General features: G+C 43.8%; 15 protein-coding genes. 13 read left to right on the top strand and 2 right to left on the bottom strand.

Features of this window, described 5'->3' with window-relative positions:
- The first annotated feature begins 22 nt into the window (after positions 1–22).
- From HBHAL_RS19290 to HBHAL_RS19270, 5 genes are all read left to right on the top strand, one after another.
- Positions 23–2,461 carry a glycogen/starch/alpha-glucan phosphorylase gene (locus tag HBHAL_RS19290; RefSeq protein ID WP_014645210.1) on the top strand — a complete coding sequence of 813 codons (2,439 nt, stop codon included), beginning with the start codon at positions 23–25 and terminating at the stop codon, positions 2,459–2,461.
- A gap of 19 nt (positions 2,462–2,480) precedes the next feature.
- Positions 2,481–4,400, top strand: a complete 1,920-nt coding sequence (locus HBHAL_RS19285) for a glycoside hydrolase family 13 protein (RefSeq protein WP_014645209.1) — start codon at positions 2,481–2,483, stop codon at positions 4,398–4,400.
- A gap of 16 nt (positions 4,401–4,416) precedes the next feature.
- Positions 4,417–4,791, top strand: a complete 375-nt coding sequence (locus HBHAL_RS19280) for a PH domain-containing protein (RefSeq protein ID WP_014645208.1) — start codon at positions 4,417–4,419, stop codon at positions 4,789–4,791.
- A gap of 365 nt (positions 4,792–5,156) precedes the next feature.
- On the top strand, positions 5,157–6,443 hold the full coding sequence (gene rpoN, locus HBHAL_RS19275; protein ID WP_014645207.1) for an RNA polymerase factor sigma-54: 1,287 nt from the start codon (positions 5,157–5,159) through the stop codon (positions 6,441–6,443).
- 113 nt (positions 6,444–6,556) lie between these two features.
- The gene (locus HBHAL_RS19270) at positions 6,557–7,393 is read left to right on the top strand and encodes a YihY/virulence factor BrkB family protein (protein ID WP_014645206.1); all 837 of its coding nucleotides are present in this window, start codon (positions 6,557–6,559) and stop codon (positions 7,391–7,393) included.
- Positions 7,394–8,044: 651 nt separating this feature from the next.
- On the opposite strand, the gene HBHAL_RS19260 is transcribed toward HBHAL_RS19270, so the two are convergent.
- Positions 8,045–9,103, bottom strand: coding sequence for a DmpA family aminopeptidase (locus tag HBHAL_RS19260; protein WP_014645205.1), 1,059 nt, complete (start codon positions 9,101–9,103; stop codon positions 8,045–8,047).
- A 381-nt stretch (positions 9,104–9,484) separates the two neighbouring features.
- Between HBHAL_RS19260 and gltB the strand changes: the two genes are divergently transcribed.
- The 4 genes from gltB (at position 9,485) to HBHAL_RS19240 (ending at position 20,180) form a co-directional block, all read left to right on the top strand.
- Positions 9,485–14,065, top strand: a complete 4,581-nt coding sequence (gene gltB, locus HBHAL_RS19255; RefSeq protein ID WP_014645204.1) for a glutamate synthase large subunit — start codon at positions 9,485–9,487, stop codon at positions 14,063–14,065.
- A 19-nt stretch (positions 14,066–14,084) separates the two neighbouring features.
- On the top strand, positions 14,085–15,572 hold the full coding sequence (locus tag HBHAL_RS19250; protein ID WP_014645203.1) for a glutamate synthase subunit beta: 1,488 nt from the start codon (positions 14,085–14,087) through the stop codon (positions 15,570–15,572).
- A gap of 910 nt (positions 15,573–16,482) precedes the next feature.
- Positions 16,483–18,531 carry a catalase gene (locus HBHAL_RS19245; protein ID WP_014645202.1) on the top strand — a complete coding sequence of 683 codons (2,049 nt, stop codon included), beginning with the start codon at positions 16,483–16,485 and terminating at the stop codon, positions 18,529–18,531.
- 290 nt (positions 18,532–18,821) lie between these two features.
- On the top strand, positions 18,822–20,180 hold the full coding sequence (locus HBHAL_RS19240; protein WP_014645201.1) for a dipeptidase: 1,359 nt from the start codon (positions 18,822–18,824) through the stop codon (positions 20,178–20,180).
- 40 nt (positions 20,181–20,220) lie between these two features.
- Here HBHAL_RS19240 and HBHAL_RS19235 read toward each other — a convergent pair whose 3' ends face one another.
- On the bottom strand, positions 20,221–20,856 hold the full coding sequence (locus tag HBHAL_RS19235; RefSeq protein WP_014645200.1) for a GrpB family protein: 636 nt from the start codon (positions 20,854–20,856) through the stop codon (positions 20,221–20,223).
- A 253-nt stretch (positions 20,857–21,109) separates the two neighbouring features.
- On the opposite strand from HBHAL_RS19235, the gene HBHAL_RS21630 reads away from it, so the two are divergent.
- From HBHAL_RS21630 to cuyB, 4 genes are all read left to right on the top strand, one after another.
- Positions 21,110–21,271 (top strand): hypothetical protein, encoded by a 162-nt coding sequence (locus tag HBHAL_RS21630; protein ID WP_014645199.1) that lies wholly within the window; start codon positions 21,110–21,112, stop codon positions 21,269–21,271.
- A 287-nt stretch (positions 21,272–21,558) separates the two neighbouring features.
- Positions 21,559–22,746 carry a carboxylate--amine ligase gene (locus HBHAL_RS19230; protein ID WP_014645198.1) on the top strand — a complete coding sequence of 396 codons (1,188 nt, stop codon included), beginning with the start codon at positions 21,559–21,561 and terminating at the stop codon, positions 22,744–22,746.
- A 102-nt stretch (positions 22,747–22,848) separates the two neighbouring features.
- Complete coding sequence (locus HBHAL_RS19225; protein ID WP_014645197.1) at positions 22,849–24,396, top strand: Mur ligase family protein; 1,548 nt, start codon at positions 22,849–22,851, stop codon at positions 24,394–24,396.
- Positions 24,397–24,437: 41 nt separating this feature from the next.
- On the top strand, positions 24,438–25,148 hold the full coding sequence (gene cuyB, locus HBHAL_RS19220; RefSeq protein WP_014645196.1) for a cysteate racemase: 711 nt from the start codon (positions 24,438–24,440) through the stop codon (positions 25,146–25,148).
- The last annotated feature ends 55 nt before the right edge of the window (positions 25,149–25,203 follow it).

Raw genomic sequence — 25,203 nt, 5'->3', positions numbered from 1 at the left:
AGGAGACGATAAGGTGACTTTAATGTTCAGCGATAAAGAAGAGTTTAAGGAAGCGTTTAAAGCTAAGCTTGAGACAAAACTTGGGAAAAAAGCAGAAGAAGCCACAGAGCGCGATGCTTACAAAGCCTTAGGAGCATTAGTTCAGGAAAGAATCAGCAGAAATTGGGTTAAAACGAATCAGGATTACAGGACCAATAAGAATAAGCAGGTCTATTACTTTTCCATGGAGTTTTTAATGGGGCGTCTGCTCGGAAATAATTTACTTAATCTGAAGATGTTATCTCTCGTAGAAGAAGGGCTCGACGACTTAGGCCTGAATTTGACCAGTCTTGAGGAGAAGGAACATGATGCGGGGCTTGGAAATGGCGGATTAGGCCGGTTGGCAGCTTGCTTCTTAGATTCACTGGCCTCCCTGGAATTAGCTGGTCATGGATATGGGATCCGGTACAGATATGGAATGTTCGAGCAGCATATTATTGACGGCCAGCAGGTTGAACTTCCAGATCACTGGCTGTCCCAGGATTTTATATGGGAAGTCCGTCGCCCTGAAGAAGCGGTGGAAGTCCGGTTTGGCGGTAACGTGGAAGCGGTAAAAAATGAATCGGGTCCTCTTCACTTTGAATATAAAAATTATGAACAGGTTCAGGCGGTACCTTATGATGTTCCGATCGCAGGCTATAACAATGATACAGTCAATACGCTGCGACTATGGTCGGCCGAGCCAATCGTAGAGAACACGTTAAGAAAAGCCGAAATCGAAAATAATTCTGCTTCCTTTTTAGACTATAAACGGGAGCTTGAGTCTATTTCTTCCTTCCTGTACCCGGACGATTCGACGGATGAAGGAAAGAGACTGCGACTGAAGCAGGAATACTTCCTGGTCTCTGCAGGGGTTCAGTCTGTCATACGCTCGTTTGAACGTCTGGATCTGCCTTGGACATCTTTCCCTGATAAAGCTGCTCTTCATATCAACGATACACACCCTGCCCTTGTTATTCCTGAATTAATGCGCATCTTAATGGATGAAAAAGGTTTAGGATGGGAAGAAGCCTGGGATCTTACGCAATCATCAGTTTCTTATACGAACCATACAACACTCAGTGAAGCCCTGGAGGCATGGCCAGTAGATATGGTCCGCTCTCTCCTTCCCCGCATCTTTATGATTATTGATGAGATTAATGAGCGTTTCTGCCAGGATCTATGGCGTACGTACCCTGGAGATTTTGACAGGATTGCTGATCTTGCCATCGTGGCTGACGGTCAGGTGAAAATGGCTCATTTATCTATCGTGGGCAGTCATAGTGTCAACGGAGTAGCGAAACTCCACACAGAAATTTTAAAGAAACGGGAAATGAAGCGGTTTTATGACACCTTTCCTGAACGCTTCAATAATAAGACGAACGGCATCACTCACAGAAGATGGCTGATGCACGCCAATAAACCTTTGAGTTCTGCCATCACGGAAGCCATTGGCGACAGCTGGATGGAGCAGCCTAAACGATTAGAAGATCTGTTGAATAAACAGGAAGATCACCCATTCTTAGATCGTTTACATGATATTAAACAGGAAAATAAACAAAAACTAGTTGACTGGGTTCAAGAGACTCAGGGGATCGCCGTTGATCCCGCCTCGATATTTGACGTCCACATTAAAAGGCTTCATGGCTACAAACGCCAGCTGCTGAACGCACTCCACATTATGCATTTGTACAATGAGATTAAATCTGATCCTACTTTGGATATTGTACCTAGAACCTTTTTCTTTGGCGCTAAGGCAGCCTCGAGCTACCATTTTGCTAAAAAGGTGATTCAGCTGATTAATCGAATCGCGCATGTCGTCAACAATGACCGTGACGTGAAAGATAAAATTAAAGTAGTCTTTTTACCTAACTATTCCGTATCGATTGCTGAGCGCGTCATTCCAGCCAGTAATGTGAGTGAACAAATTTCAACGGCCAGTAAGGAAGCTTCCGGAACAGGAAACATGAAGTTCATGATGAACGGAGCGTTAACGGTTGGAACCATGGATGGAGCGAATGTGGAAATCCATGATCTGGTCGGAGACGATAACATCTATACGTTCGGAATGAGTTCAGAAGAGGTATTAGAGTATTACCGTAATGGAAGCTATTCCTCTAGAGAAATTTATGAAAATGACTCAAGAGTAAGACACACCTTAGACCAGCTGGTGCACTATAGTCCTTTTTCAAAGGGAGAAACCGACTTCCAGGAAATCTATGACGCACTGCTTACCTACAACGATGAGTTCTTTGTACTAAAAGATTTTGCCAGCTATCTCTTTACTCAACAAAAAGTGAGCAGGGATTATCTGAATCAGCGGGAATGGAACAAGAAGAGTCTAATCAACATTGCAAAATCCGGAAAGTTCTCCAGTGATCGGACGATCCAGGAGTATGCAACTGATATTTGGCAGATTCAGCGCACGCGAATGTTAAAGTGAGGTCTTAGGGGGAGTTTAAGTGAAACACAGGGACATTTATCATAATAGTTTTGACTTAACCTATAGAGAACCTTTTGGTGCAGCACCAAAAGGTTCAAAGGTATCATTATCCATTGATATTCATAATCGGTTTGAGGTCTCTCATGTTATTCTTCATTACATTCTTGATAAAACCGATACAGAAAAAACGAAAAAGATGGATCTGTACAGCGAGGAGCATCAGTTCGATTCGTATGAAACGTCGATTACGATGCCGGATGAACCTCAGTTAATCTGGTACTTTTTCGAAATTATACTGACGGATCATACCTTGTTTTACGGTCGTGAGAATATCTTTGAAAGCGGAGAAGGAACCATATATGACCATGTTCCGCCTTCCTGGCAGATCACGGTTTACAATCCCGAGTACGAGACACCTGACTGGTGGAAAAACGCCACGATGTATCAAATCTTCCCGGACCGATTCTTTGCGGGAGGAGAAATAGATTCCAAAAAGGCTCCCAAAACAAGCTTAATTCATGCTCATTGGGAAAATGATCCTTTCTATATTCGAAATGAACGAGGAGAGGTTGTACGCTGGGACTTTTTCGGAGGCAACTTGCAGGGAATTCAGGAAAAGTTAGACTATATTGCTTCTCTTGGAGTTACCGTTATCTATTTAAATCCGATCTTTGAAGCTGAAAGTAACCACCGGTATGACACCGGTGATTATCATAAAATTGATCGCCTGCTCGGAACCAAAGAGGAATTTGAGCAGTTAATTAAGGAAGCCGCTGACCGTGGCATCGAAATCATGCTCGACGGTGTTTTCAGCCATACAGGCAGTAACAGTATTTATTTTAATAGGGAAAATCAATATGACTCTTTAGGAGCCTATCAATCGAAGGAATCTCCGTATTATACCTGGTACACGTTCCATCACTATCCAGATGACTATGACGCCTGGTGGGGAGTAGGAACACTTCCAACGCTTAATAAAGAAAATGAAGACTACCAAAGCTTTTTAGTCGATGATGAAAACAGTGTCATCCAGTCGTGGCAAAGGTCAGGGGTAAAGCACTGGCGTCTGGACGTCGCCGATGAGCTGACGGACGATCTGATTAAGAAGCTTTACCAGCAATTGAAAAAAGAGGACAAATCAAGCGTTCTTCTAGGAGAAGTATGGGAAGACGCTTCGAATAAAAGTTCGTATGGAAACCGCAGAGATTATTTTCTTGGTGGCGTACTTGACTCGGTGATGAACTACCCACTTCGAAGAATTATGCTCGACTTTATGAAAGGCGATGTAGATGCGTTCTTTGTGAACCGTCGGCTGACCACACTCAATGAACACTATCCACAGCAATATTTTTACGCGTTAATGAACATGCTCTCGAGTCATGATGTGGAGCGGATTATCACGATGCTGCACGACTACCTGCCGGGCTATATGGATGAGGAGCACCGGGTAAACATTAACCGGGCGCAGGTAAAAGGCCTGAGCTTATGGCTGTATTCATTTCCCGGAATTCCTTCCCTCTATTACGGAGATGAAGCTGGAGTTGACGGGGGAGCTGACCCGGACAACCGTAAGCCCTATCCATGGGGCAACGAGGAGCAGGATTTGCTGAAATGGTATAAACAAATTGGAAAATGGCGCAAAGAACACCCTGTACTGCGGACCGGTCACTGGAAACCGCATGATCTGCATGAAGATCTATTCGGCTTTGAAAGATGGATTGACAATGGAGTAGATGCCTTTGGGCATGAGGCGCATGATGAACATATGGTCTATCTATTTAACCGGAATATTACAGAGAAGCGAACCGCCCATATTCCGATCCGCAAAGGAAAATGGCAGGCTCTGCAAAATAAAAAGCGCATCTTCAGTTCAAAGAAAGGAAATCTTTCTATTGAATTAAATCCCAGCGAATGTATTCTGCTGAGATTTATGCAGTAAGAGAGGAGAGTAAACAGTGGGTTTTTTCGATGAATTAATGGGAAATGCGAGTGAAGCGAATATTGAAAAGCTGGAAGAACAGCTGGATGATATTTTAGTAGACTATGAAGAAATTGAAAGCGGCTTTAAAGTACTTCGGGACTTATTTGTTTTTACCGATAGACGCTTACTGCTCGTAGATAAACAGGGGATGACAGGAAAGAAAGTAGAATACCACTCCATCCCTTATAAAAGTATTACGCACTTCAGCGTAGAAACGGCTGGAAGTTTTGACTTAGATTCTGAATTGAAAATCTGGATTTCAGGATCCAGTGAACCGATCGGGAAGCTTTTCAAAAAGAACAGCCCGATTGAAGATGTACAGAAAACGTTAGCTTCTCACGTACTTTAAGGAATTGTTTCACGTGGAACATTTGTAAAGAATTATTTTTTGGCCGGTACCCATGTACCGGCTTTTTTATTTGGCTATGTAAACCGTCGTTGCTGATGTTACTAAAGAAGGGGAAAGCTCTGAGAGATGGAAATTCAACTAGTAATACCATGTCCTGTGGTAATGCAGAACGACCCTGCATTCGTGCATGGCCGAAACCGATCCTTACACAATCGCAAGTGTTTATTAAATAATCAAACTGGCATTTTACAGACTATCGATCTTTATTTGTCTTGTCCCTTCTTGAAAATTCTTGTAATTTCCTGCAATATAAAAAGAAAGACTTATAAACTTGAAAGCGTTATCATATCGAGGAGGATATTGGTGTGAACCTTAATTTGACCCAGACTCAGACCGTTGGATTAGTAATGACCCCCGAGATACGTCAAGCCATTTCCTTACTGCAGTACTCTACCACCGATTTGTGGGAATATTTAGAGGAGCAGGCTTTAGAAAACCCCGTTCTTACTATAGATGAAGTACCGGCAGCCCCTAACAGCACAGGTGGTAAAATCAATAAAACGATGCCTTCTAATCCGGTGGAATACTTTGCTGCCTACGAAAAAGGGTGGAGAGAAAAACTGGTAGATCAAGTTAACTGGCTGGAGATAGAAGAAAATTTAAAAGAAATCAGCCGTTTCTTACTGCTCAATTTAGATGAACAGGGCTATCTTCGAATATCAATTGAAGAAATTGCAGGCCATCTATCCTTTTCGAAGGAGAAAATAGGGCAGGCTCTTCAGCTTATCAAGGAGTTAGAACCCTGTGGTTTAGGATGCTTTACGATGCAGGAATATCTCCTCTACCAATTAAACAAGAATTACCCGGAAGACCAGTGGATGTATGACGTCGTTTCCAATTATCTGAACGACCTGGCTGAGAGGCGGTGGAGCAAGGTCGCGAAACAAGCCGGTGTTTCTACCGGCCGGATCCAGAGTGTTTTTGCTGTATTAAAAACGCTGCAGCCCCATCCATTAACCGGAATTTATGGAGAGACAACCTCCTATTTAACTCCGGATTTAATGGTAAAGAAAGAGCAGGGGGCGTTTAAACTGACCTACATCCCATCAATTGCCTCTTCGGTCAGAATGGATCCTTCCATTGCGGATTTATCTGTTGGCTCCCCCCAGGCTCAACCTTATGTAGATAATTGTTATAAACAAGCATCCTGGCTGATCAGAAGTTTGGAGCAAAGAAAGGAAACCATCCTGAAAGTGGCCGAAGTCATCATTGAAAAACAGACCACTTTTTTAGAGGGCGGATCTCTAAGGCCCATGACACTTAAGGAAGTCGCAGAGAAAATTAACATGCACGAGTCAACCGTGAGCCGTGCCGTAGCTAATAAAGCGATTCAAACACCACTAGGCGTGTACGAGCTTAAATTTTTCTTTAGTTCTGCGCTTAGCAAAGATCAAGAAGATACGGTATCGGCAAGTCACGTTAAATCACTTATAAAAGGTCTTATTGATGAAGAAGATAAAAAACGGCCGGTGTCTGATCAGAAATTGGCAGATCAACTTAAAAACGACAGCGAGATTATGATTTCCAGGCGAACCGTAGCTAAATACCGAGAAGCGATGGGAATTCTGTCTTCTTCCAAAAGGAAAGAGTAAATCCTTCTTCTAATCTTCCATTTTTACCCTTACCCTGAATTTATAAGGTTAATAATCTTCCAGAAAGGGGAAAGGATACTAAAAGGATGGTTAGACAGGAGGATTATTTTTTTATGAAAAAGTTAGTCAGTTACGTAAAAGAGCTCGTCCATGAGTTTCAAAAAGATAATATTCCGATATTGGGTGCTGCCCAGGCCTACTATTACTTACTCGCTATAGTTCCTATGATTATTTTACTGCTCTCGATTCTTCCTTATATGAACATAGAAGCAGAAACCGCCATTAATGCTCTTGGTAAGGTTATTCCTAGTGACACGGCAGAAGTATTTCGTGAAAATATTATCAGTATTGTCGAGCAGCCTAAAGGCGGGCTCTTAACGGTTGGTATTCTCGGTACGTTGTGGTCGGCTTCCAATGGAGTAAATGCGTTTATCCAGTCGGCTAACCAGGCTTACAATGTAGAAGAAACTCGTTCTTTTATTAAAGTAAGGTTGTTATCCATCGTATTAACGCTTGGTATGATTTTAGCCATTGTAGTGGCGCTCGTTCTTCCTGTTTTTGGCGATGTGTTAATCAACTTTATGAATAATACATTTAACCTGCCAAGCCAGACGGTTATTATCTTTCAATTATTGAGATGGGTGATTAGTGTATTAGTTATTGGAGCAATTTTAATGGCTTTATATCATTTCGCCCCGAACAAAAACATACCATTTAAGCATATTCTTCCTGGAGCCATTATTACGGCTGCTTTATGGCAGATCATCTCTCTTGCGTTTTCTTTCTATGTTAGTAATTTTGCCAACTATTCAGCTACGTATGGAAGTCTCGGAGGTATCATTATTTTAATGCTGTGGTTCTTCTTAACCGGTATTATCTTAATGGTGGGTGCTGAAATTAATGTGATTTATCACCGTCGTCGTGATGATCGCAACCACAAAGCTGCATAAACAAAAAAGACCAGTCCGCCATAGGAACTGGTCTTTTTTGCTGGTCTTGTTAAATTTAATGTTGATAGTACGTAAGAAGTTTATTAAACAATAGGGCCGGTTACTGTAAGACTCGGTTTCGAGATATGGAGTGGAGAAGGGGGCTCCAGGGAACGACTCGCTTTCCGTGGGCATGTGGTGAGCTTCCTCAGGCTACGCCTTCCGGGATCTCACCGATCATGTTCATCCCACAGGAGTCTTCGCCGTTCCCTTCCGCCCCTTTGCGATCATGGAGCGCTCGAAATTCTCTGAATAAACACCTTCCAATGAACCAGGATCATCTATAATCCACCTTGAGTTTTAATGTTTGTTTACGTGTATGAACCCTGTTATAGAAGCATTTGAGGCTGATGCAGTATGGCTCCTGTTTCCTATAGCAGGGTCCGTTCACTAGATATCGTTGGGGTGGCGGAGGAAACGACGAGACTCCCGCGGGAGAAGGAGCTAGACGAGACCCCACAAGGAGTGTTAACGACTGAGGAGGCTTGCCAGTTCCCCGCAGGAAAGCGAGTTGTTTCCGTAGCCGCCCTCATCTATTGTTTGCAACGGACCCCAACTATCTCGAAACTGAGTCTTCAAGTAATGGGAGCTTATGTTTAGTACTGCACGGTTTTATAATAGTGTGACTGGATACTTTTCGAGTAAGGACCTAAGAGCCTGGGCCTTGTTACCGTCCCTGCCTGTGACGGAATCTGCTGTAATCAGTGAGTTCAGGACGGCTTCCTCAGTAGCTTCACTTACAGCACGAAAGGCTTCATCTATGTCCTCTTCGTGAATGGTCTGAAAAGAAAGGAGAGGTGTGTCTGCTTTATATGGGATTTTAGCAGCGGTCGAGAAACCTATAACGACATCGCCGCTTCCAGTCGTAATCAGGGATCCTGTGCGGGAGAGACCGGTGACCGAACGTTTAATAATACGATTTAATTGCCTTTCAGAAACAGGAAGATCCGTAGCCACCACCACCATCACCGAGCCTTTGTCAGCCTCATTTGAAACTTCGACATGCCGGCTCAACTGTTCCCCTACAGGCCTGCCATTCACTAGCAGATCACCCATACGTCCAAAATTAGTGAGAACGAGGACCCCGATCGTATAGGTGCCGTGATGGAGTTCAACCAGGCGGGAAGAAGAACCCACACCTCCTTTTAACGAATAACAAACCATGCCTCTTCCTGCTCCCACGCTTCCTTCTGGAAATTCGGAGGATGCATCTTCCAGTGCCTGGACCACATGCTCCTTTTCTATGGATAGGTCTCTAATATCATTTAAGATCATGTCATTGCATTCTCCCACCACAGGATTCACACTGCCCGTCGATCGCCCAATCTCGGGGGTTCGTTCGAGCATGTATTCAATCAATGCCTCTGAAGCCGTCCCGATACCCAATGTATTAGTCAGAAGAATCGGAGTTTCCAGGGTCCCCAATTCATTCATTTGAACCGTTCCCATCGTTTTTCCGAACCCGTTGATAATGTGGTTGGATGCTATTAATTTTTCTTTAAAAATATTCCCCTCATGCGGCAGGATGGCTGTAACTCCTGTTTGAGTACTTCTTTCACTTAATGTGCAATGTCCTACCCGGACTCCTTCTACATCCGTGATGGCGTTACGTCTTCCCGTACTTAGTGTTCCTATATCAATTCCAAAGTCTCTGATTCTCAGCTGGCTCATTGTAACGTCTCCTTTCTCTTTTTACTGCTTTCGAAAAAACATCGTGAAACTCCTTTATTTTTTAAAGTGTATATTCATCCGGTGAGAGGTGTATATATACAAAATTCTTGTTCAATAAGGCAATAAAAAGGGTGATGATCGTAAAAAAATTAAGAAAATTTTTCAAGAAATACAAAGGTTTATGATTGCGCTTACACTATCTAAATGAATGTGTTCAAGCATATTTTAAAAGGTTTCATTTTTGTGAAAATATACGCAAATACTGTCACGAAAGCGTGAATCATCTAATTTTTCATGATATACTTGTAAGAAACTAAAAAGACAGAATTTTTTAATTTCTACTTTTGACCTACAAGAATAAGTCCGCTAGGGGGAATGAATATGCAAAAAAACGGCTACCCTGTACCGCAGGGCCTTTATCATCCTGAGAATGAACATGAAGCTTGTGGCATAGGCATGATTGCGAATATTGATGGAACGAAAAGTCACAGCATTGTTGAAAATGCGATTACTATACTTTGTAACCTGGAACACCGCGGAGGACAATCCGCTGATATCAGTACTGGTGATGGAGCTGGAATTCTAACCCAGATCCCTCATTACTTCTTTAAAAAACAGTGTGAGAAAGAAGATATTGAACTACCGGAACCGGGAGAGTATGGAATTGGGATGTTCTTCCTTCCAGAAGATCACGATACTCGAATGGAATGCAAGCGCATCTTCGAAAGAATTGTGGAAGAGGAAGGACAAACCTTCTTAGGCTGGCGTACTGTACCAATCAATGATTCATTTGTGGGGGACGATGCTAAGAAGACGAAACCATTCATCCGCCAGGGGTTTGTTGCGCCTTCAGAAAATATCAAGACGCAAATGGACCTGGAGCGCCGCTTGTACATTATTAGAAAGCGTGCGGAAATTGAGATAGCTGGTAAAGAAGGCTACGACGATTTCTATATGAGCAGTCTGTCTTCCAATACGATTGTTTATAAAGGGATGCTGATTCCAGAACAGTTGGATTCCTTCTATATAGATTTAAACCACCCCGACTTTAAAACGGCTCTGGCTTTAGTCCATTCCCGTTTTAGTACGAATACATTCCCGAGTTGGAAACGTTCACACCCGAACCGATTTACGATTCACAACGGGGAATTTAATACATTAAGAGGTAACGTTAACTGGATGAGAGCACGTCAGAAGCTTTGCAGTTCTGAGTATTTCAGTGAAGAGGACCTCCAGAAGATTCTGCCGATCATTGACTCAGAGGGCAGTGACTCTTCTATGTTTGATAATGCTTTTGAATTTCTTTATTTATCAGGACGCTCCCTTGCTCATACAGCCATGATGATGGTTCCTGAGCCATGGGCAAATGACGATACCATCCATGAAGATAAAAAGAGCTTTTATGAATACCATAGTACGTTAATGGAGCCATGGGACGGCCCTGCAGCCCTTGCTTACACCAATGGAAAGCAAATTGGTGCTTGTTTGGACCGGAATGGTTTAAGACCGGCAAGGTACTACGTCACAAAAGACGGAATGATTGTGCTTGGTTCAGAGGTAGGGGCTCTGGATATCTTTGCGGACGATATTTTGTATAAAGATCGTCTCCACCCAGGGAAGATGCTTCTCGTGGACTTAGAAGAAGGCAAAATTATTCCGGATGAAGAAATCAAACTCCAAACTGCTAGAGAACATCCTTATCAGGAATGGATTGACAACCATAAGTATGATTTGGAAGATTTACCGGAACCAACGGAAGAACACCGTCCAGTAAACCCATTGATCGATCAGCAGCTCGCTTTTGGATATACAACAGAAGAACTAAATAAAATTATTGTTCCTTTAGTATCCAGTCAGAAGGATCCTGTAGGTTCTATGGGATATGACTCACCGCTTGCTGTTCTATCTAAAAAACCACAGCTTTTATACAGCTATTTTAAACAGTTGTTTGCACAGGTGACGAACCCGCCGATTGACGCCATTCGTGAAAAATTAATTACAATGGTAGAAACCACGATCGGAGCTGAAGGGAATTTAGTAGAGCCGAAACCGGACAGCTGCCGCCAGATCAGGCTGGAAACTCCCGTGTTAACGAACCGTCAACTGGAACAGCTGCGTCAGCAGTCATTAAAAGGATTTGAAGCCCGCACTTTATCCATCTTATTTGAAGCAAAAGAAAACAAGATGGAGCAGGCCCTGGATCGTTTGTTTGAAGAGGCTGATCAAGCTGTAGAAGAAGGGACGACTCTTCTCATCCTGTCTGACAGGGGCGTTAATGAAGGGGAAGCCGCTATACCTGCTCTTTTAGCTGTGTCCGGTCTTCACCATCACTTAATCCGTCAAGGAACGAGGACGAAAGTCAGTCTGTTGATCGAATCCGGAGAACCTAGAGAAGTTCACCACCATGCCGCTTTATTAGGCTATGGAGCTGAAGGGATCAATCCTTATTTGGCCTATGACACGATCCGCGACCTTGTAGACCGCGGTGATATACAGGTAGACTCCTATGAAGCTGCGGTACACACATACGTTAAATCCGCAACAGACGGAATTATTAAAGTGCTTTCGAAAATGGGCATATCCACGATTCAAAGTTACCGCGGTGCCCAAATTTTCGAAGCCGTCGGTATCCAGAAGGATGTCGTTGATAAATACTTTACGCGTACAGCGTCCCGTCTTGGCGGAATTGGACTGGATATTATTGAAAAAGAAGTATTAATGAGACATGAGAAAGCTTATACAGAAAACCGTGGAGGCAACCGTAAGTTAGAAGCGGGAGATGAATTCCAGTACCGTGAGAACGGAGAGGATCATCAGTATAACCCGCAAACGATTGCTACACTTCAGCACGCATGCCGAAGCAATGACTATGATCTTTTCAAGCAATATTCCAACATGCTGACAGATGAGAATAATAATCTGCAGTCGCTGCGCGGCTTGTTGTCCTTTAAGAGTCGTCCTTCGGTGCCAATTGAAGAAGTTGAATCGGTCGAAGATATTTGCAGCCGTTTTAAAACAGGTGCCATGTCTTATGGTTCGATCAGCCAGGAGGCGCATGAGGCGTTAGCGATTGCTATGAACCGTGTCGGCGGAAGCAGTAACACGGGAGAGGGCGGAGAAGATCCGGATCGTTTTACTCCTGATGACAACGGCGATACCCGCCGAAGCTCCATTAAGCAGGTAGCTTCCGGACGCTTCGGGGTAACGAGTCACTATTTAGTCAACGCAGATGAAATTCAAATAAAAATAGCTCAAGGTGCAAAACCCGGAGAAGGCGGACACCTTCCTGGTAAAAAAGTGTATCCGTGGATTGCAGAAGTACGCGGATCTACACCTGGTGTTGAGTTGATCTCACCTCCGCCGCACCATGATATTTATTCAATCGAAGACCTTGCAGAATTGATCTACAATTTAAAGAATGCGAATCCTAGAGCACGCGTAAGTGTGAAACTAGTATCAGCCGTCGGAGTTGGTACGATCGCAGCCGGTGTAGCTAAAGGACGAGCAGATCTAGTCTTAATCAGCGGCTATGACGGGGGAACGGGAGCGGCTCCAAGGACCAGTATTAAGCATACGGGTCTCCCGTGGGAAATCGGTCTTGCTGAAACGCACCAGACCCTTGTACTCGACCGTCTTCGTGACCGGATTGTCGTGGAAACGGACGGAAAAATGATGACAGGGCGCGATGTAGTCGTGGCAACCTTGCTTGGAGCTGAAGAATATGGATTCTCTACAGCCCCGCTTGTTGTATTAGGCTGTGTCATGATGCGTGTATGCCATCTGAACACTTGTCCAGTAGGAGTAGCGACACAGGATCCTGAGCTCCGGAAGAAATTCACTGGTGAAGCGGATCACCTGGAGAATTTCATGCGTTTTATCGCGCAAGAAGCAAGAGAATTAATGGCGGAGCTTGGTTTCCGTACGATTAATGAAATGATCGGTCGTACCGATGTGCTGCAGGCGAACGAAGCAATTGACCACTGGAAAGCTAAAGGTGTCGACTTATCAGCCCTTCTTTATCAGCCTGTTGTACCTGATAACTATGGACGCTATGCGATTAGAAAACAGGACCACGGTCTTGAGAAAACACTCGACGTGGAAGAACTGATTCCACTTTGTAAAAAAGCGATTGAAACAGGTGAGCCTGTTGAAGGAACAGGTTCCATTCGAAATATTCACCGGGTTACCGGAACCATATTGGGAAGTGAAATCACTCGCAAATATGGAGCGGAAGGTCTTCCAGAAGACACCATCCGTCTGACCTTTAAGGGCTCAGCAGGCCAGAGCTTCGGCGCTTTTATCCCGAAAGGAATGACGCTTAGACTCGTCGGGGACGCCAATGATTACGTCGGAAAAGGATTGTCCGGAGGTAAAATCATTGTACATCCATCTCCTAGATCTACTTTCGTTCCAGAAGAAAACACGATTATCGGGAACGTTTCATTCTATGGAGCTTCTGGTGGAGAAGCCTATATAAATGGACTTGCAGGTGAGCGTTTCTGCGTGCGTAATAGTGGAGCAGAAGTAGTCGTTGAAGGAGTAGGAGACCATGCATGTGAGTACATGACAGGTGGGAAAGTGGTCGTTCTTGGGGGAACGGGCCGCAACTTCGCCGCCGGAATGTCTGGCGGAGTCGCTTACGTGCTGGACGAAACCGAAGAAGTTTTTGAGACAAAATGCAACCATGAACTCGTTCATACTCAAAAACTGACGGACTCTAAGGAAATTCAAGAACTCTATGAAATGATCGAGAAGCATATGACTTATACCAATAGCACAAATGCCCAGCGGATTCTGAATAATTGGGATGCCTTCGTTTCCAAGTTTGTGCGTGTCATACCGGCGGATTATCTTGCTATGCAGGAACGTATCCAGAGTTTAAGAGAAGAAGGCATGGAGAAATTTGATGCTGAAATGACAGCATTTGAAGAAAGTAATAAGCCAGTAGAAACAGTAAAATAACAACAGAGGGGGAGATCTGATGGGAAAGTCTACTGGATTCATGGAATATGAGCGTCAGTCGATACCTGAGCGTGATCCGGCAACTAGAACGAAAGATTGGGAAGATTATACTTTACCCATGTCAGACGAGGAAGCACAAAAACAAGGGGCACGCTGCATGGATTGTGGCGTACCTACTTGTCATTCAGGGATGGAAGTTAAAGGCATGACCACCGGTTGTCCGGTTTATCATTTAATTCCTGAATGGAACGATCTCGTCTACAGAGGTCAGTGGAAAGAAGCTTTAAAGAAAGAACACGAAATGAACAACTTCCCTGAATTTACGGGGTTTGCCTGCCCGGCTCCATGTGAAGGGGCCTGTGTGCTGGGTATAAATGAACCACCTGTAGCTATTCGATCCGTCGAGCGTTCGATTATTGAGAAAGGGTTTGCTGAAGGCTGGGTCGTACCTGAGCCGCCGGAAAAGCGAACTGGAAGAAGCGTTGCTGTAGTAGGATCTGGACCTGCAGGACTGGCCGCAGCTGCCCAGCTTAACAAAGCTGGACACTGGGTTACCGTATTTGAACGAAGTGACCGCGTAGGCGGATTACTAACGTACGGTATTCCAGAAATGAAGCTTCCTTATGAAATTGTAGAGCGAAGAGTGAATATCCTGAAAGAGGAAGGGATTCGTTTTCAAACGAACACCGAAGTAGGAAGAGACTACCCGGTTTCCCGTCTTAATGAAGAGTATGATTCTGTAATTCTTTGTGGAGGAGCAACTACTCCCAGGAACCTGGAAGTGGATGGCCGCGGATTGAAGGGCATCCATTATGCTATGGACTTCCTTTATGCAAATACAAAGAGTCTGCTGGATTCAAACCACGAAGATAAAAATTACATTAGTGCGAAAGATAAAAATGTGATCGTTATCGGCGGCGGTGATACAGGGACAGACTGTATCTCTACTTCCGTCAGACATGAATGCAAGACGCTGACCCAATTTGATATTTATGATAAAAAAGGGTCAGAACGTGATAACGAAGTAAACCCATGGCCTCAATATCCGATTATTCATACAGTAGGTTATGGACAAAAAGAAGCGGAAGCCAAATTCGGTGACGACCCGCGTGCTTATGCCGTAATGACAAAGAAATTCGTCGGGGATGAGAATAATAGAATAAAAGAGGTTCACACCATCGATGTGGCTTTGTCCTTTGACGACGAAGGCAATAAAGTAAGGACAGAAATACCTGGTACAGAAAAAGTCTGGCCAGCCGATCTTGTTTTGCTTGCCATTGGATTCAGTGGTCCAGAACAGGACTTAATTGAGAAGCTTGGAATTGAAACGACGGTTAGAACGAACGTAGCTGCCCAGTATGGGAAGTACACGACCAACGTGGAAGGTGTATTCGCCGCTGGTGACATGCGTCGCGGACAGAGTCTAATCGTATGGGCCATTAATGAAGGACGCGAGGTTGCGCGTGAGTGCGATCGATTTATGATGGGCTCCACTCAACTGCCATAACTTTAAAATGATCAGAGATGTCTCTATACCATAGAGGCATCTCTTTTTTTTAGAAGGATCTAATAAATCAAAATATGTATTCCACAGATAAGCTCCCGATTGCTGAAGACTTGATTTCGAGATAAATGGGTCCGTTACGTTAGATGAATAAGGATTGGTGGGGAAATAATTCGCTTTCCTGTGGCCCTGCACGACGTAGGGTCGATCGACGTTGCCACAGGACGTGGCGACTTTAGTCGATCCTCCTTTTTACCATGAGCCTCCTCAGTCGTTTCACTCCCTGTGGGGTCTCCCCTAGATCCTTCTCCCACGGGAGTCTCACCATTTCCCCACCAACTCAACTATAAATTTGCGAACGGACTCTGCCATTAGAAAAAGTGAAAAATTTAAATCATCTTAAATGCTTCTACAGCGGTTTTTACCCCCTGTATAGACTTAGTATGAAGCGTTGATCACATAGGTTATCCTTCCTCATATGAAGACATTTACGTACAGGATTTTGAGCGCTCCATGATCGCCAAAGGGGCGGAAGGGAACGGCGAAGACTCCTGCGGGATGAACATGATCGGTGAGATCCCGCAGGGCTGTTAAGCCCGAGGAAGCTCACCACAAGGGATGTTCGACTAAGATCGCCACGTCCTGTGGCAACATCGAACGACCCTGCATCGTGCAGGGCCGCGGAAAGCGAGCCGTTCCCTGGAGCTCTTTCTCCACACAATATCTCGAACTCGAGTCTTCCACAATCGGGCCCTATACTATAACCCTTTTATAACAACGCTTCCATTGTGTGTACTAATTCTATTGAAGAAAATATCTCAGTTTGAAAGTTTTAACAGACGGATGGTGGGGTAATAGTTATGTGGAGTTTATAAGAAATGTTTTTTTATAATCATTTTAAGGAGGAACCTTAATGAGTGATAAGAAAAAGGTAGATAAGCAGAGTAAAGACGAACAGCTGGAGCACTATCGCAGAGAAGACTCAGGTAAGCACCTTACGACAAACCAGGGTCTCAAAATGTCAGAGGACGAGTTCTCTTTGAAAGCTGGAGAACGTGGTCCAACATTGATGGAAGATTTCCACTTCCGTGAAAAGATGACGCACTTTGACCACGAGCGTATTCCAGAACGTGTTGTGCACGCAAGAGGATTCGCCGCCCATGGTGAATTTGAACTCTATAAATCTCTTGAAAAATATACAAAAGCAGATTTCCTAACGGATACATCTAAGAAAACCCCTGTATTCACCAGATTTTCTACAGTAGCTGGTAATCGCGGTTCTTCTGAAACGGTACGCGATGCTCGCGGTTTCGCTACTAAATTCTATACGGAAGAAGGAAACTACGATCTAGTGGGTAACAATATCCCTGTATTTTTCATTCAGGACGCTATTAAATTCCCTGATCTAGTTCACGCTTTAAAACCTGAGCCTCATAATGAAATGCCTCAGGCAGCATCGGCTCATGACACATTCTGGGATTTCATAGCGAACAATCAGGAATCCGCTCATATGGTAATGTGGGCCATGTCTGATCGTGCCATTCCTAGAAGCTTCCGTATGATGGAAGGATTCGGAGTACATACGTTCCGGTTGGTTAACGCGGAAGGTAAGTCTCATTTCGTGAAATTCCACTGGAAACCGGTGCTGGGTACTCACTCCTTAGTATGGGATGAAGCTCAAAAGATTTCCGGTAAGGACGCAGACTTCCACCGTGGTGACCTTTACAGCTCGATCGAAAATGGAGATTACCCGGAATATGAACTAGGAATACAGGTCATTCCAGAAGAAGACGAGGATAAATTCGAATTTGATGTTCTCGATCCGACGAAGCTTTGGCCGGAAGAAGATGTACCGGTAGAAATCGTCGGTAAATTAACATTAAACCGTAATGTGGATAATGTTTTTGCTGAAACGGAGCAGGTGGCTTTCCATCCGGGTCATGTCGTACCGGGCATTGACTTCACGAATGATCCACTGCTGCAAGGTCGTTTATTCTCCTATACGGATACTCAGTTAATTCGACTCGGAGGACCAAACTTCCACGAGCTTCCAATTAACCGTCCAGTCTGCCCATTCTTTAACAATCAGAGAGATGGATATGGCCGCCAGACGATTAATACAGGACAGGTCAGCTATCACAAGAACTCTCTGGCTCAGAATACGCCAGAGCCTGCAGCTCCAGAAGAAGGCGGCTATGAGCATTATCACGAGAAGGTAGAAGGGCGCAAAATTCGCGCAAGAAGTGTCAGCTTTAAAGATCACTTTTCTCAAGCAACTCTTTTCTGGAACAGTATGAGCGAACCGGAGAAAGATCACTTGATTCAAGCCTTCAGTTTCGAACTGGGTAAACTAGAAAGTGACTCCGTTAGAAAGCAAGTGATTGAAATGTTCTCAAACGTCAGTCTTGATCTGGTTCAAGGAGTTGCCAAAAATATCGGAATTACCCCACCAGAACATGGCGGATCCGATGTAACTAAATCTTCTCCAGCGCTAAGTCAGCAAAATACAGTATTCAAACCGGATACTCGAGTAGTTGGCGTCATTGTGGCTGACAATTTTGCTGGCAGTGAGGTGACGAATGTACTGGAAGGCTTGGCCGATAAAGGAATGTCTCCTGTAGTGATCAGCACCCGTCAGGGCACTCTGAAGGGCGCAGATGGTACGGAACTTACCGTTGATCATACGTTTACAACGGTTGATCCTGTACTGTTGGATGCTGTTTACGTTGCAGGAGGCGGCGAGCAGAGTAAGGCATTCAGGAAGAAAGTATCTTATTATCTAAACGAAGCCTTCACACACTTCAAGCCAATTGGTGCTACGCATGAAGGAATCCAGCTATTGCAAGATAATGAATTGTTGGAGGAACCAGGCGTGGTGGCAGAAGAAAATGGTGTTGAATTTGTAAGTAAATTCACCGAAGCAGTAGCGGCCCATCGTCACTGGGACCGCCAGGTGATATAAGAAGGAGATAAAAAAGACTGACCCCGATGGGCCAGTCTTTTTTTACTATAATAAAAATAAGCAGAATGGATTGTTTTAACTTGTCCAAAATAAGGAATAGTCATATACATAATCCTAAAGTGAAGAGGTGTTTTTATGTTACGTACGATTCTAATGATTATTGGTCTTATTGTGGTTATTGGTTTTATCATTTCATTGCTATAATTTAATTATTTATTCATCAAACTCACCTTTCTTAAGGTGAGTTTTTCGTTATACTAATACGTATAATCTTAAGGAGGGTTTTTATCGTGAAAGAACAGGTGGAATTACATAAGGATTCATTTATAGAGGAACTAAAAGATTTCTTAAAGATCCCGAGCATATCTTCCTTACCTGACCGTAAAGAAGATGTAAATAGGGGAGCCGATTGGGTAGCTGAAGCTCTAAAGAAAGCCGGTATGGAAAATGTAGAGGTCATTCAGACGAAAGGTCATCCTATTGTATATGGGGATTGGCTCCAGGCGGAGAACAAGCCTACGGTCCTTATTTACGGTCATTACGATGTCCAGCCCGAAGACCCTCTTGAATTGTGGGAAACGCCTCCATTTGAGCCAGTGGTCCGTGATGGGAAAATTTATGCCCGCGGAGCAACGGATGATAAGGGGCAATTGTTCCTTCATATTAAAGCGATGGAGCTTCTCATGAAAGAAAACGGCACGCTCCCGGTTAATGTCAAGTTTTGTATCGAGGGAGAAGAGGAAGTTGCGAGCCCTAACCTTTCTCCTTTTATAAGGGATCATGAAGAAAAGCTGACTGCAGATGCTGTCGTCATCAGCGATACAACTTTTATTGAAAAAGGACAGCCGGCCATCTGCACTTCGCTTCGCGGAGCCCTTGCGATGGAAGTAAAAGTAAACACAGCAAATACTGACTTACATTCCGGCTCCTACGGGGGAGCTGTACCCAACTCGATTCACGCCCTTGTTTCTCTAATGGACAGCCTTCATGATGACACAGGAAAAATCGCTGTAGAAGGTTTTTATGAGGGTGTTCCTGAAGCTACTGAGGATTTAAGAGAAGAAGTTGCGCAAGTTCCATTTAATAATGAAAAAATAAAAAGAGAACTTGGACTAGAAACCTTTTTTGGTGAAGAAGGGTTTACTTTCCAGGAGCGTGTAGGTATACGTCCGACGCTTGAGATCAACGGGATTACAGGCGGTTTTCAGGGAGAAGGGTTAAAAACTATTGTGCCCAATCAGGCCAGTGCCAAAATCAGCTGCCGCTTAGTAGGCGACCAGAATCCTCAGGCGGTTTATGAAGCTATTCAGAGTCATCTTCAGACTCATAAGCCTGCTGGAGCCCGAATCGAAACGGAGCAATTGATTCAGGCAGATCCGGTGGCTATTGATTCTAAAGATGCCTATATCCAAACGGCAGCGGATGCATATGAAGAAGTGTACGGCGTTCGTCCGCTTTTCCCTAAAGAAGGAGGATCGATTCCCATTGTTGAAGTGTTTGCAAGCGTCTTAAAGGCTCCTGTTGTACTCATGGGCTTTGGACTTCCTTCTGAAAATCTTCATGCTCCGAATGAACATTTTCACTTGGAGAACTTTACCAAAGGGATCGAAACTGCTGCTAATTATTATACCCGTTTAGGAAACCAGTAAATGATAACGAGCATCCATATCCGTCCAGGGTTTGGGTGCTTTATTTTTTTTTAGCTTTCTGAATGATGGATGAAATAAAGGGTTCCTTACTTTTCGTATAGGAAGGCCGGTCTTTTTGATAGCGAATGGCTAGTGTCTGTTTAAGGGAATTATATTCTTCCATCGCTTCCGGATGCTGGCGCAGGTAATCCCGAAACAGAAGTTTTTCTTCCCATTCCTTCCCGCCAAATTCACAAAGGTGTAAATGAAATGTCTGCGTTTCCTTTTTCTTCTTGAAAAAACGACGCTCCACAAGTTCCGGCTTAGGGACGTACATATATCCAATGGCTGATAAATGCGGTATGTATGAATCGTAAGAGGCCAGAGACCTGATCCCTGCCATAATGTCAATAATAGGCTTAGCTTGTAACCCGGGGATGGCAGTGCTGCCTATATGTTCAATTCCAAGAGCATTTTCACCCAAAGATTCTGCTATCAACTCTTGTTCCTGTTCGAATAATACGGGCCATTCTGGATGATAGGAACGTAATGAGACCGTTGGTTTTTCTGTGGATGTCTGGTTTGCACAAGTAAAACAGCAAAGGGTCTGATCATTGTTCACCACTCCTTCCAAAAATCCACCTGAACAATAAATTAACGTATCACAGTTGCGGCACTTGCCTGCTGGCTCTCTCATCAGGATCTCTCCTTTAATAGTAAAGTGTCATTATTCAGGGATGGAAACGCCTGCATAATACGGAGGTACATTCAGTATAGCAGAGGGGTATATTATTTAGAGGAATTAATAGGAAGACTTAAAATACGCTAGGAAAAAGATGTATGTGTAAGAATTTGCGGATATAGGTTTACAAGACCCTGATTTCTGGTATTATATACAAGGATTTAGTGATAAATCCTGATAAATACTATTTGAAAGGGGATATTAGCTTATGCTTACATCTCTTTATATGCTGTCCCTTACTGTCCTTCTTACGTTTCTAGTGTTATATGCCGTGGATAAAGTGGCGAATCGCTTTAAGAAGATCCAAAAAGAGCCGGCTCAAGCTGAAGAAGTCCCGTCAGAAATTGATTTCAGTCATTCCTATAAATAAATGCTTACGTCCAAGCGGCCTCCCTAAAGGGAAAGGCCGCTTTTTTACATGAGGAAGGAATTCTGAATGTCTTACAAATATTACCGGACCAGGTCATACATATATTCCCAAATGTTCTTTCCGGTAAACGGTGGGTCTTCTTCCATAATCAAGGGCTGCTCGTTTTGTTAGCCTGGATAATATGGTAGAATAGATATGTTTAGATATTCGGCGAATAGGGTTTGCTCAACTATGAATGAGTTTAATGAAATAAATGTTATGTCACGTTTGAAAAAAGGGGATTATTCATGGATAATAAAGCGGTTGTTTTAGGTGCGAATTATTATATAGGATTGAGTACAATCCGCTGCTTAGGCATTCACGATGTGCACGTAGCGGCTGTCGATTATTCGTGGGAAGGGGCTTATGGACTTGAGTCCAAGTATGTCTCTGAAGCGTTAATCGCTCCTCATTATAAAAAGGATCCAGAAGGACTTCTTTCCTTTTTGATTGATTACTCCAAACAGCAGAGCAAGACTCCTGTTCTTATTCCTACAGCTGATCCTTACGTAGAGTTTGTAGACGAGCATTTAATGGAATTACGGGAACATTTCCTTATTCCCCAAAAAGAACAAGGACTATATACTAAAATAATGGACAAAGGTACGTTGCATACGCTCGCTTCCGAGCACGGGGTAGCGGTTCCTGAAACCGTTCATATTGATGAAGAGAACTTTTTACAAAAAGTAGAGGAAAAGATTCAATTTCCGTGTCTCGTTAAACCGGTCGATTCTCCTGCTTTTGTGTCCAAGTTTAGAAGGAAGCTGTTTAAAGTCTTTACGGAAGAAGAGCTTCTGGAAAAGGTCAATATGGCTAAAGAAGAAAATATCGAAGTGATTGTACAGCGGATTATTCCTGGCTTCGATGATCATATGTACACCTTCGACGCCTACTTAAATCAGTATTCAGAGGTTACACACTGGGTCACTTGCCAAAAACTTCGTCAATTCCCTGTGAACTACGGGGCCTCGGTTTACACCCAGCAGAAATATGTCCCGGAACTGTATGACCTTGGGAAGAAGTTTCTTGAAGGCATCCAATATAAAGGATTTGCAGAAATTGAATTTAAAAAAGATGAACAAACTGGACAATTCTATTTAATTGAAATTAATGTCCGAATTACGAACTTAAACAGCCTGTTATATAAAACGGGAATCAACATGCCTTATATTACTTACAGGGAGCTTACCGGGAACCCGGTCGAGCCAAAAGCCGTTGAGAAAGACATGAATCTGGTCTTCTGGTATGCTTACGAAGATTTACTGGCCGTACGTGAATACGTTAAAACGGGACAGCTCTCCATTCAAAAAGTACTGGCATCTTATTTCCGTCCAAAGGCCCATGCGATATGGGATGCAAAAGATCCAAAACCCGCTTTTGCATTCGGAAAGAAAATGGCAGGTCTAGTGGCTGGAAAAGTACGGAAAACAAGCTGATTCAGTAAGATTGTGAAAAAACATCAAAAAGCTTACCCATATACAAAATAAGGATCGCAATAATCGGATAAGGTTAAAACATTGCAGGGAAGGTAGATTAGAATGGCTAAACTATATGAATTGCTGAAATCCATTCAAGTTTTAGATGCTTGGAATGAGCAGGAGCTGGATATTCATGGACTGGCTTATAACTCCAGAAAAGTGAAGCAGGGAGACATTTTTGTATGTATTAAAGGGTTTAAAACGGATGGGCATGCGTATATATTAGAAGCTATATCTAATGGAGCGACAGCCATTGTGGTCGAGGATTATCAAGAAGGATGGAATGACATTCCTCAGTTTCGCGTAGAGGATAGCCGTCAGGCGCTTGCCGCGCTGAGCGACGCTTTCTATCATCATCCGTCCCAATCGATGAAAACGATCGGCATTACCGCAACCAATGGGAAAACCTCTACATCCTTTATGACCGATGCGATCCTGGAAGAGCATGGAGTCAAAACAGGGCTCATAGGAACAGTAGTCGTTAAATTCGGTGACTACTCCGAGCCGACGAAACTGACGACACCGGAATCGCTGGATCTCCATCACTACTTTGCCCAAATGAGGGACCAGGACGTCTCTCACGTAACGATGGAAGTTTCTTCTTCCGCCCTCGATTTAAAAAGGGTAGGGAGCGTGGATTTCGATATTGTAACGCTGAATAATATCAGCCGCGAGCATATCGATCTGCACGGCTCCTTTGAGGAGTACTTTAATGCTAAAGCAAGTCTTATCAGAGAAGCTGGCGCTGATAAATGGGCCATCCTGAACCTGGATGATCCATATTCGGCTTCTCTTGTAGATGAAACGAAAGCACAATTGCTCACGCTTAGTGTGGAAACGGGTGATGGGGATCTTATTTGTAAGAACCTTGACTTGTCTACCGGGCGTGCGAAATTTACAGTTGAAGTCAGAAAGCCGATATATGTAGGAGAGGCACCAATTGAGCCTCAGGAATTTGATATTGAATTATCGACTCCTGGTTACCATTCCGTTTATAACTCAATGGTGGCTATTGCAGCAGGATTACTGAGTGAGGTACCGATTCCAACGATTCAAAAAGGGCTGAAGTCCTTTGGAGGCGTGGAACGCCGTTTTGAAATGGTATTTGAAGATGACTTTAAAATTTTAGATGACCATTTTGCTAACTACGGCAATATTAACGTTACCTTAAGCACATTGCAGCAGATGGAGTATAACCAATTGAAGCTCGTTTATGCGATCCGCGGCAGCCGTGGTGTAACGGTAAACCGTGAGAATGCAAAAGCGATTGTGGAATGGGCTCCAAAGCTCGGAATTAAGGAAGTAATCGCGACACTCAGCGAGTCCCATGTCACAGAAAAAGACCAGGTCACCAATGAGGAACTGCGGGTCTTCCAGGAAATGATGAATGATGCAGGTATCCAGGTGCATTTATATAAAGAGTTGGACGACGCTGTCCGCCACGCTTTATCAGAAGCAGGAACAGACGATGTTGTACTCTTAGCTGGATGTCAGGGCATGGACCCAGGAGCAAAAATCGCGCTTGAGCAACTAAACAAAGCGAGACCAGAAATAGATGAAGAAGAATTATTCAAGCCGCTGAAAAACAGAGTGGCAGGAATCTTATAGTCATCAAAGGAAGGTTCGGGTCTTACGCAAGGAGGCATTTCATGAACGACAAACTAATCGGTATACTTGGAGGCATGGGGCCTGAGGCCACGGCTGAATGTTATCTGAAAATCATCCGAGCAACCAGTGCCAGAAAGGATCAGGAACATTTCCGCGTCATTATCGACAGCAATGCAAAGATCCCTGACCGCACAGAAGCCATTTCCGGAAGAGGCGAGAACCCGGTACCCGAAATGATCCACGCAGCTAAGAATTTAGAAAAGCTGGACGTTGAGGTAGCCTGTATTCCGTGTATGACCGCCCATTATTTCATAGAAGACGTACAAAAAGAGGTTTCGTATCCATTACTGAATGCTTTTTTAGAGTTGAAAAAGTTTATTCGCAGTTTCTATCCGGATATTTCTAAAATTGGAGTTCTTGCTACGACGGGTACATTAGAGACCGGTCTTTTTGAAAAGTATCTCGATCACCTGGATATTGTCTATCCAACACCCGTGACGCAAAATGAAAAGGTCATGAAGTCCATTTATGGTGAAAATGGCATAAAGAGCGGGAATACGGATGGAGAGCCACTCCAGCTTCTGAAAGACGCTTCTCAGGAACTTCTGGATAACGGCGCCCAATTAATCATATCAGGGTGTACGGAGATTGGTCTGGTACTGAGACCTTATCACCTCCCCGTACCGCTCGTGGATCCGATGGAAGTAGTAGCTAATGTCGTTGTAAAAGAATCTGTGTATCAACAATCTTAAGCCGGTGAAAGATGGAGAACTCGTTTTTAAAGACCAATATATAAAGGAGCGAAGC

This window comes from Halobacillus halophilus DSM 2266 (assembly GCF_000284515.1).
Classification (GTDB): Bacteria; Bacillota; Bacilli; order Bacillales; family Halobacillaceae; genus Halobacillus; species Halobacillus halophilus.
The sequence above is the reverse complement of the archived record's forward strand: the minus strand, read 5'-3'. Positions and strand labels throughout refer to the sequence as shown.

Bases quoted from the DNA above. Each gene is read 5' to 3' on its own strand.
- HBHAL_RS19290 (WP_014645210.1), top strand. From the start codon at position 23: ATGTTCAGCGATAAAGAAGAGTTTAAGGAAGCGTTTAAAGCTAAGCTT.
- HBHAL_RS19270 (WP_014645206.1), top strand. From the start codon at position 6,557: ATGAAAAAGTTAGTCAGTTACGTAAAAGAGCTCGTCCATGAGTTTCAA.
- HBHAL_RS19260 (WP_014645205.1), bottom strand. From the start codon at position 9,103: ATGAGCCAGCTGAGAATCAGAGACTTTGGAATTGATATAGGAACACTA.
- gltB (WP_014645204.1), top strand. From the start codon at position 9,485: ATGCAAAAAAACGGCTACCCTGTACCGCAGGGCCTTTATCATCCTGAG.
- HBHAL_RS19250 (WP_014645203.1), top strand. From the start codon at position 14,085: ATGGGAAAGTCTACTGGATTCATGGAATATGAGCGTCAGTCGATACCT.
- HBHAL_RS19245 (WP_014645202.1), top strand. From the start codon at position 16,483: ATGAGTGATAAGAAAAAGGTAGATAAGCAGAGTAAAGACGAACAGCTG.
- HBHAL_RS19235 (WP_014645200.1), bottom strand. From the start codon at position 20,856: ATGAGAGAGCCAGCAGGCAAGTGCCGCAACTGTGATACGTTAATTTAT.
- HBHAL_RS21630 (WP_014645199.1), top strand. From the start codon at position 21,110: ATGCTTACATCTCTTTATATGCTGTCCCTTACTGTCCTTCTTACGTTT.
- HBHAL_RS19230 (WP_014645198.1), top strand. From the start codon at position 21,559: ATGGATAATAAAGCGGTTGTTTTAGGTGCGAATTATTATATAGGATTG.
- HBHAL_RS19225 (WP_014645197.1), top strand. From the start codon at position 22,849: ATGGCTAAACTATATGAATTGCTGAAATCCATTCAAGTTTTAGATGCT.
- cuyB (WP_014645196.1), top strand. From the start codon at position 24,438: ATGAACGACAAACTAATCGGTATACTTGGAGGCATGGGGCCTGAGGCC.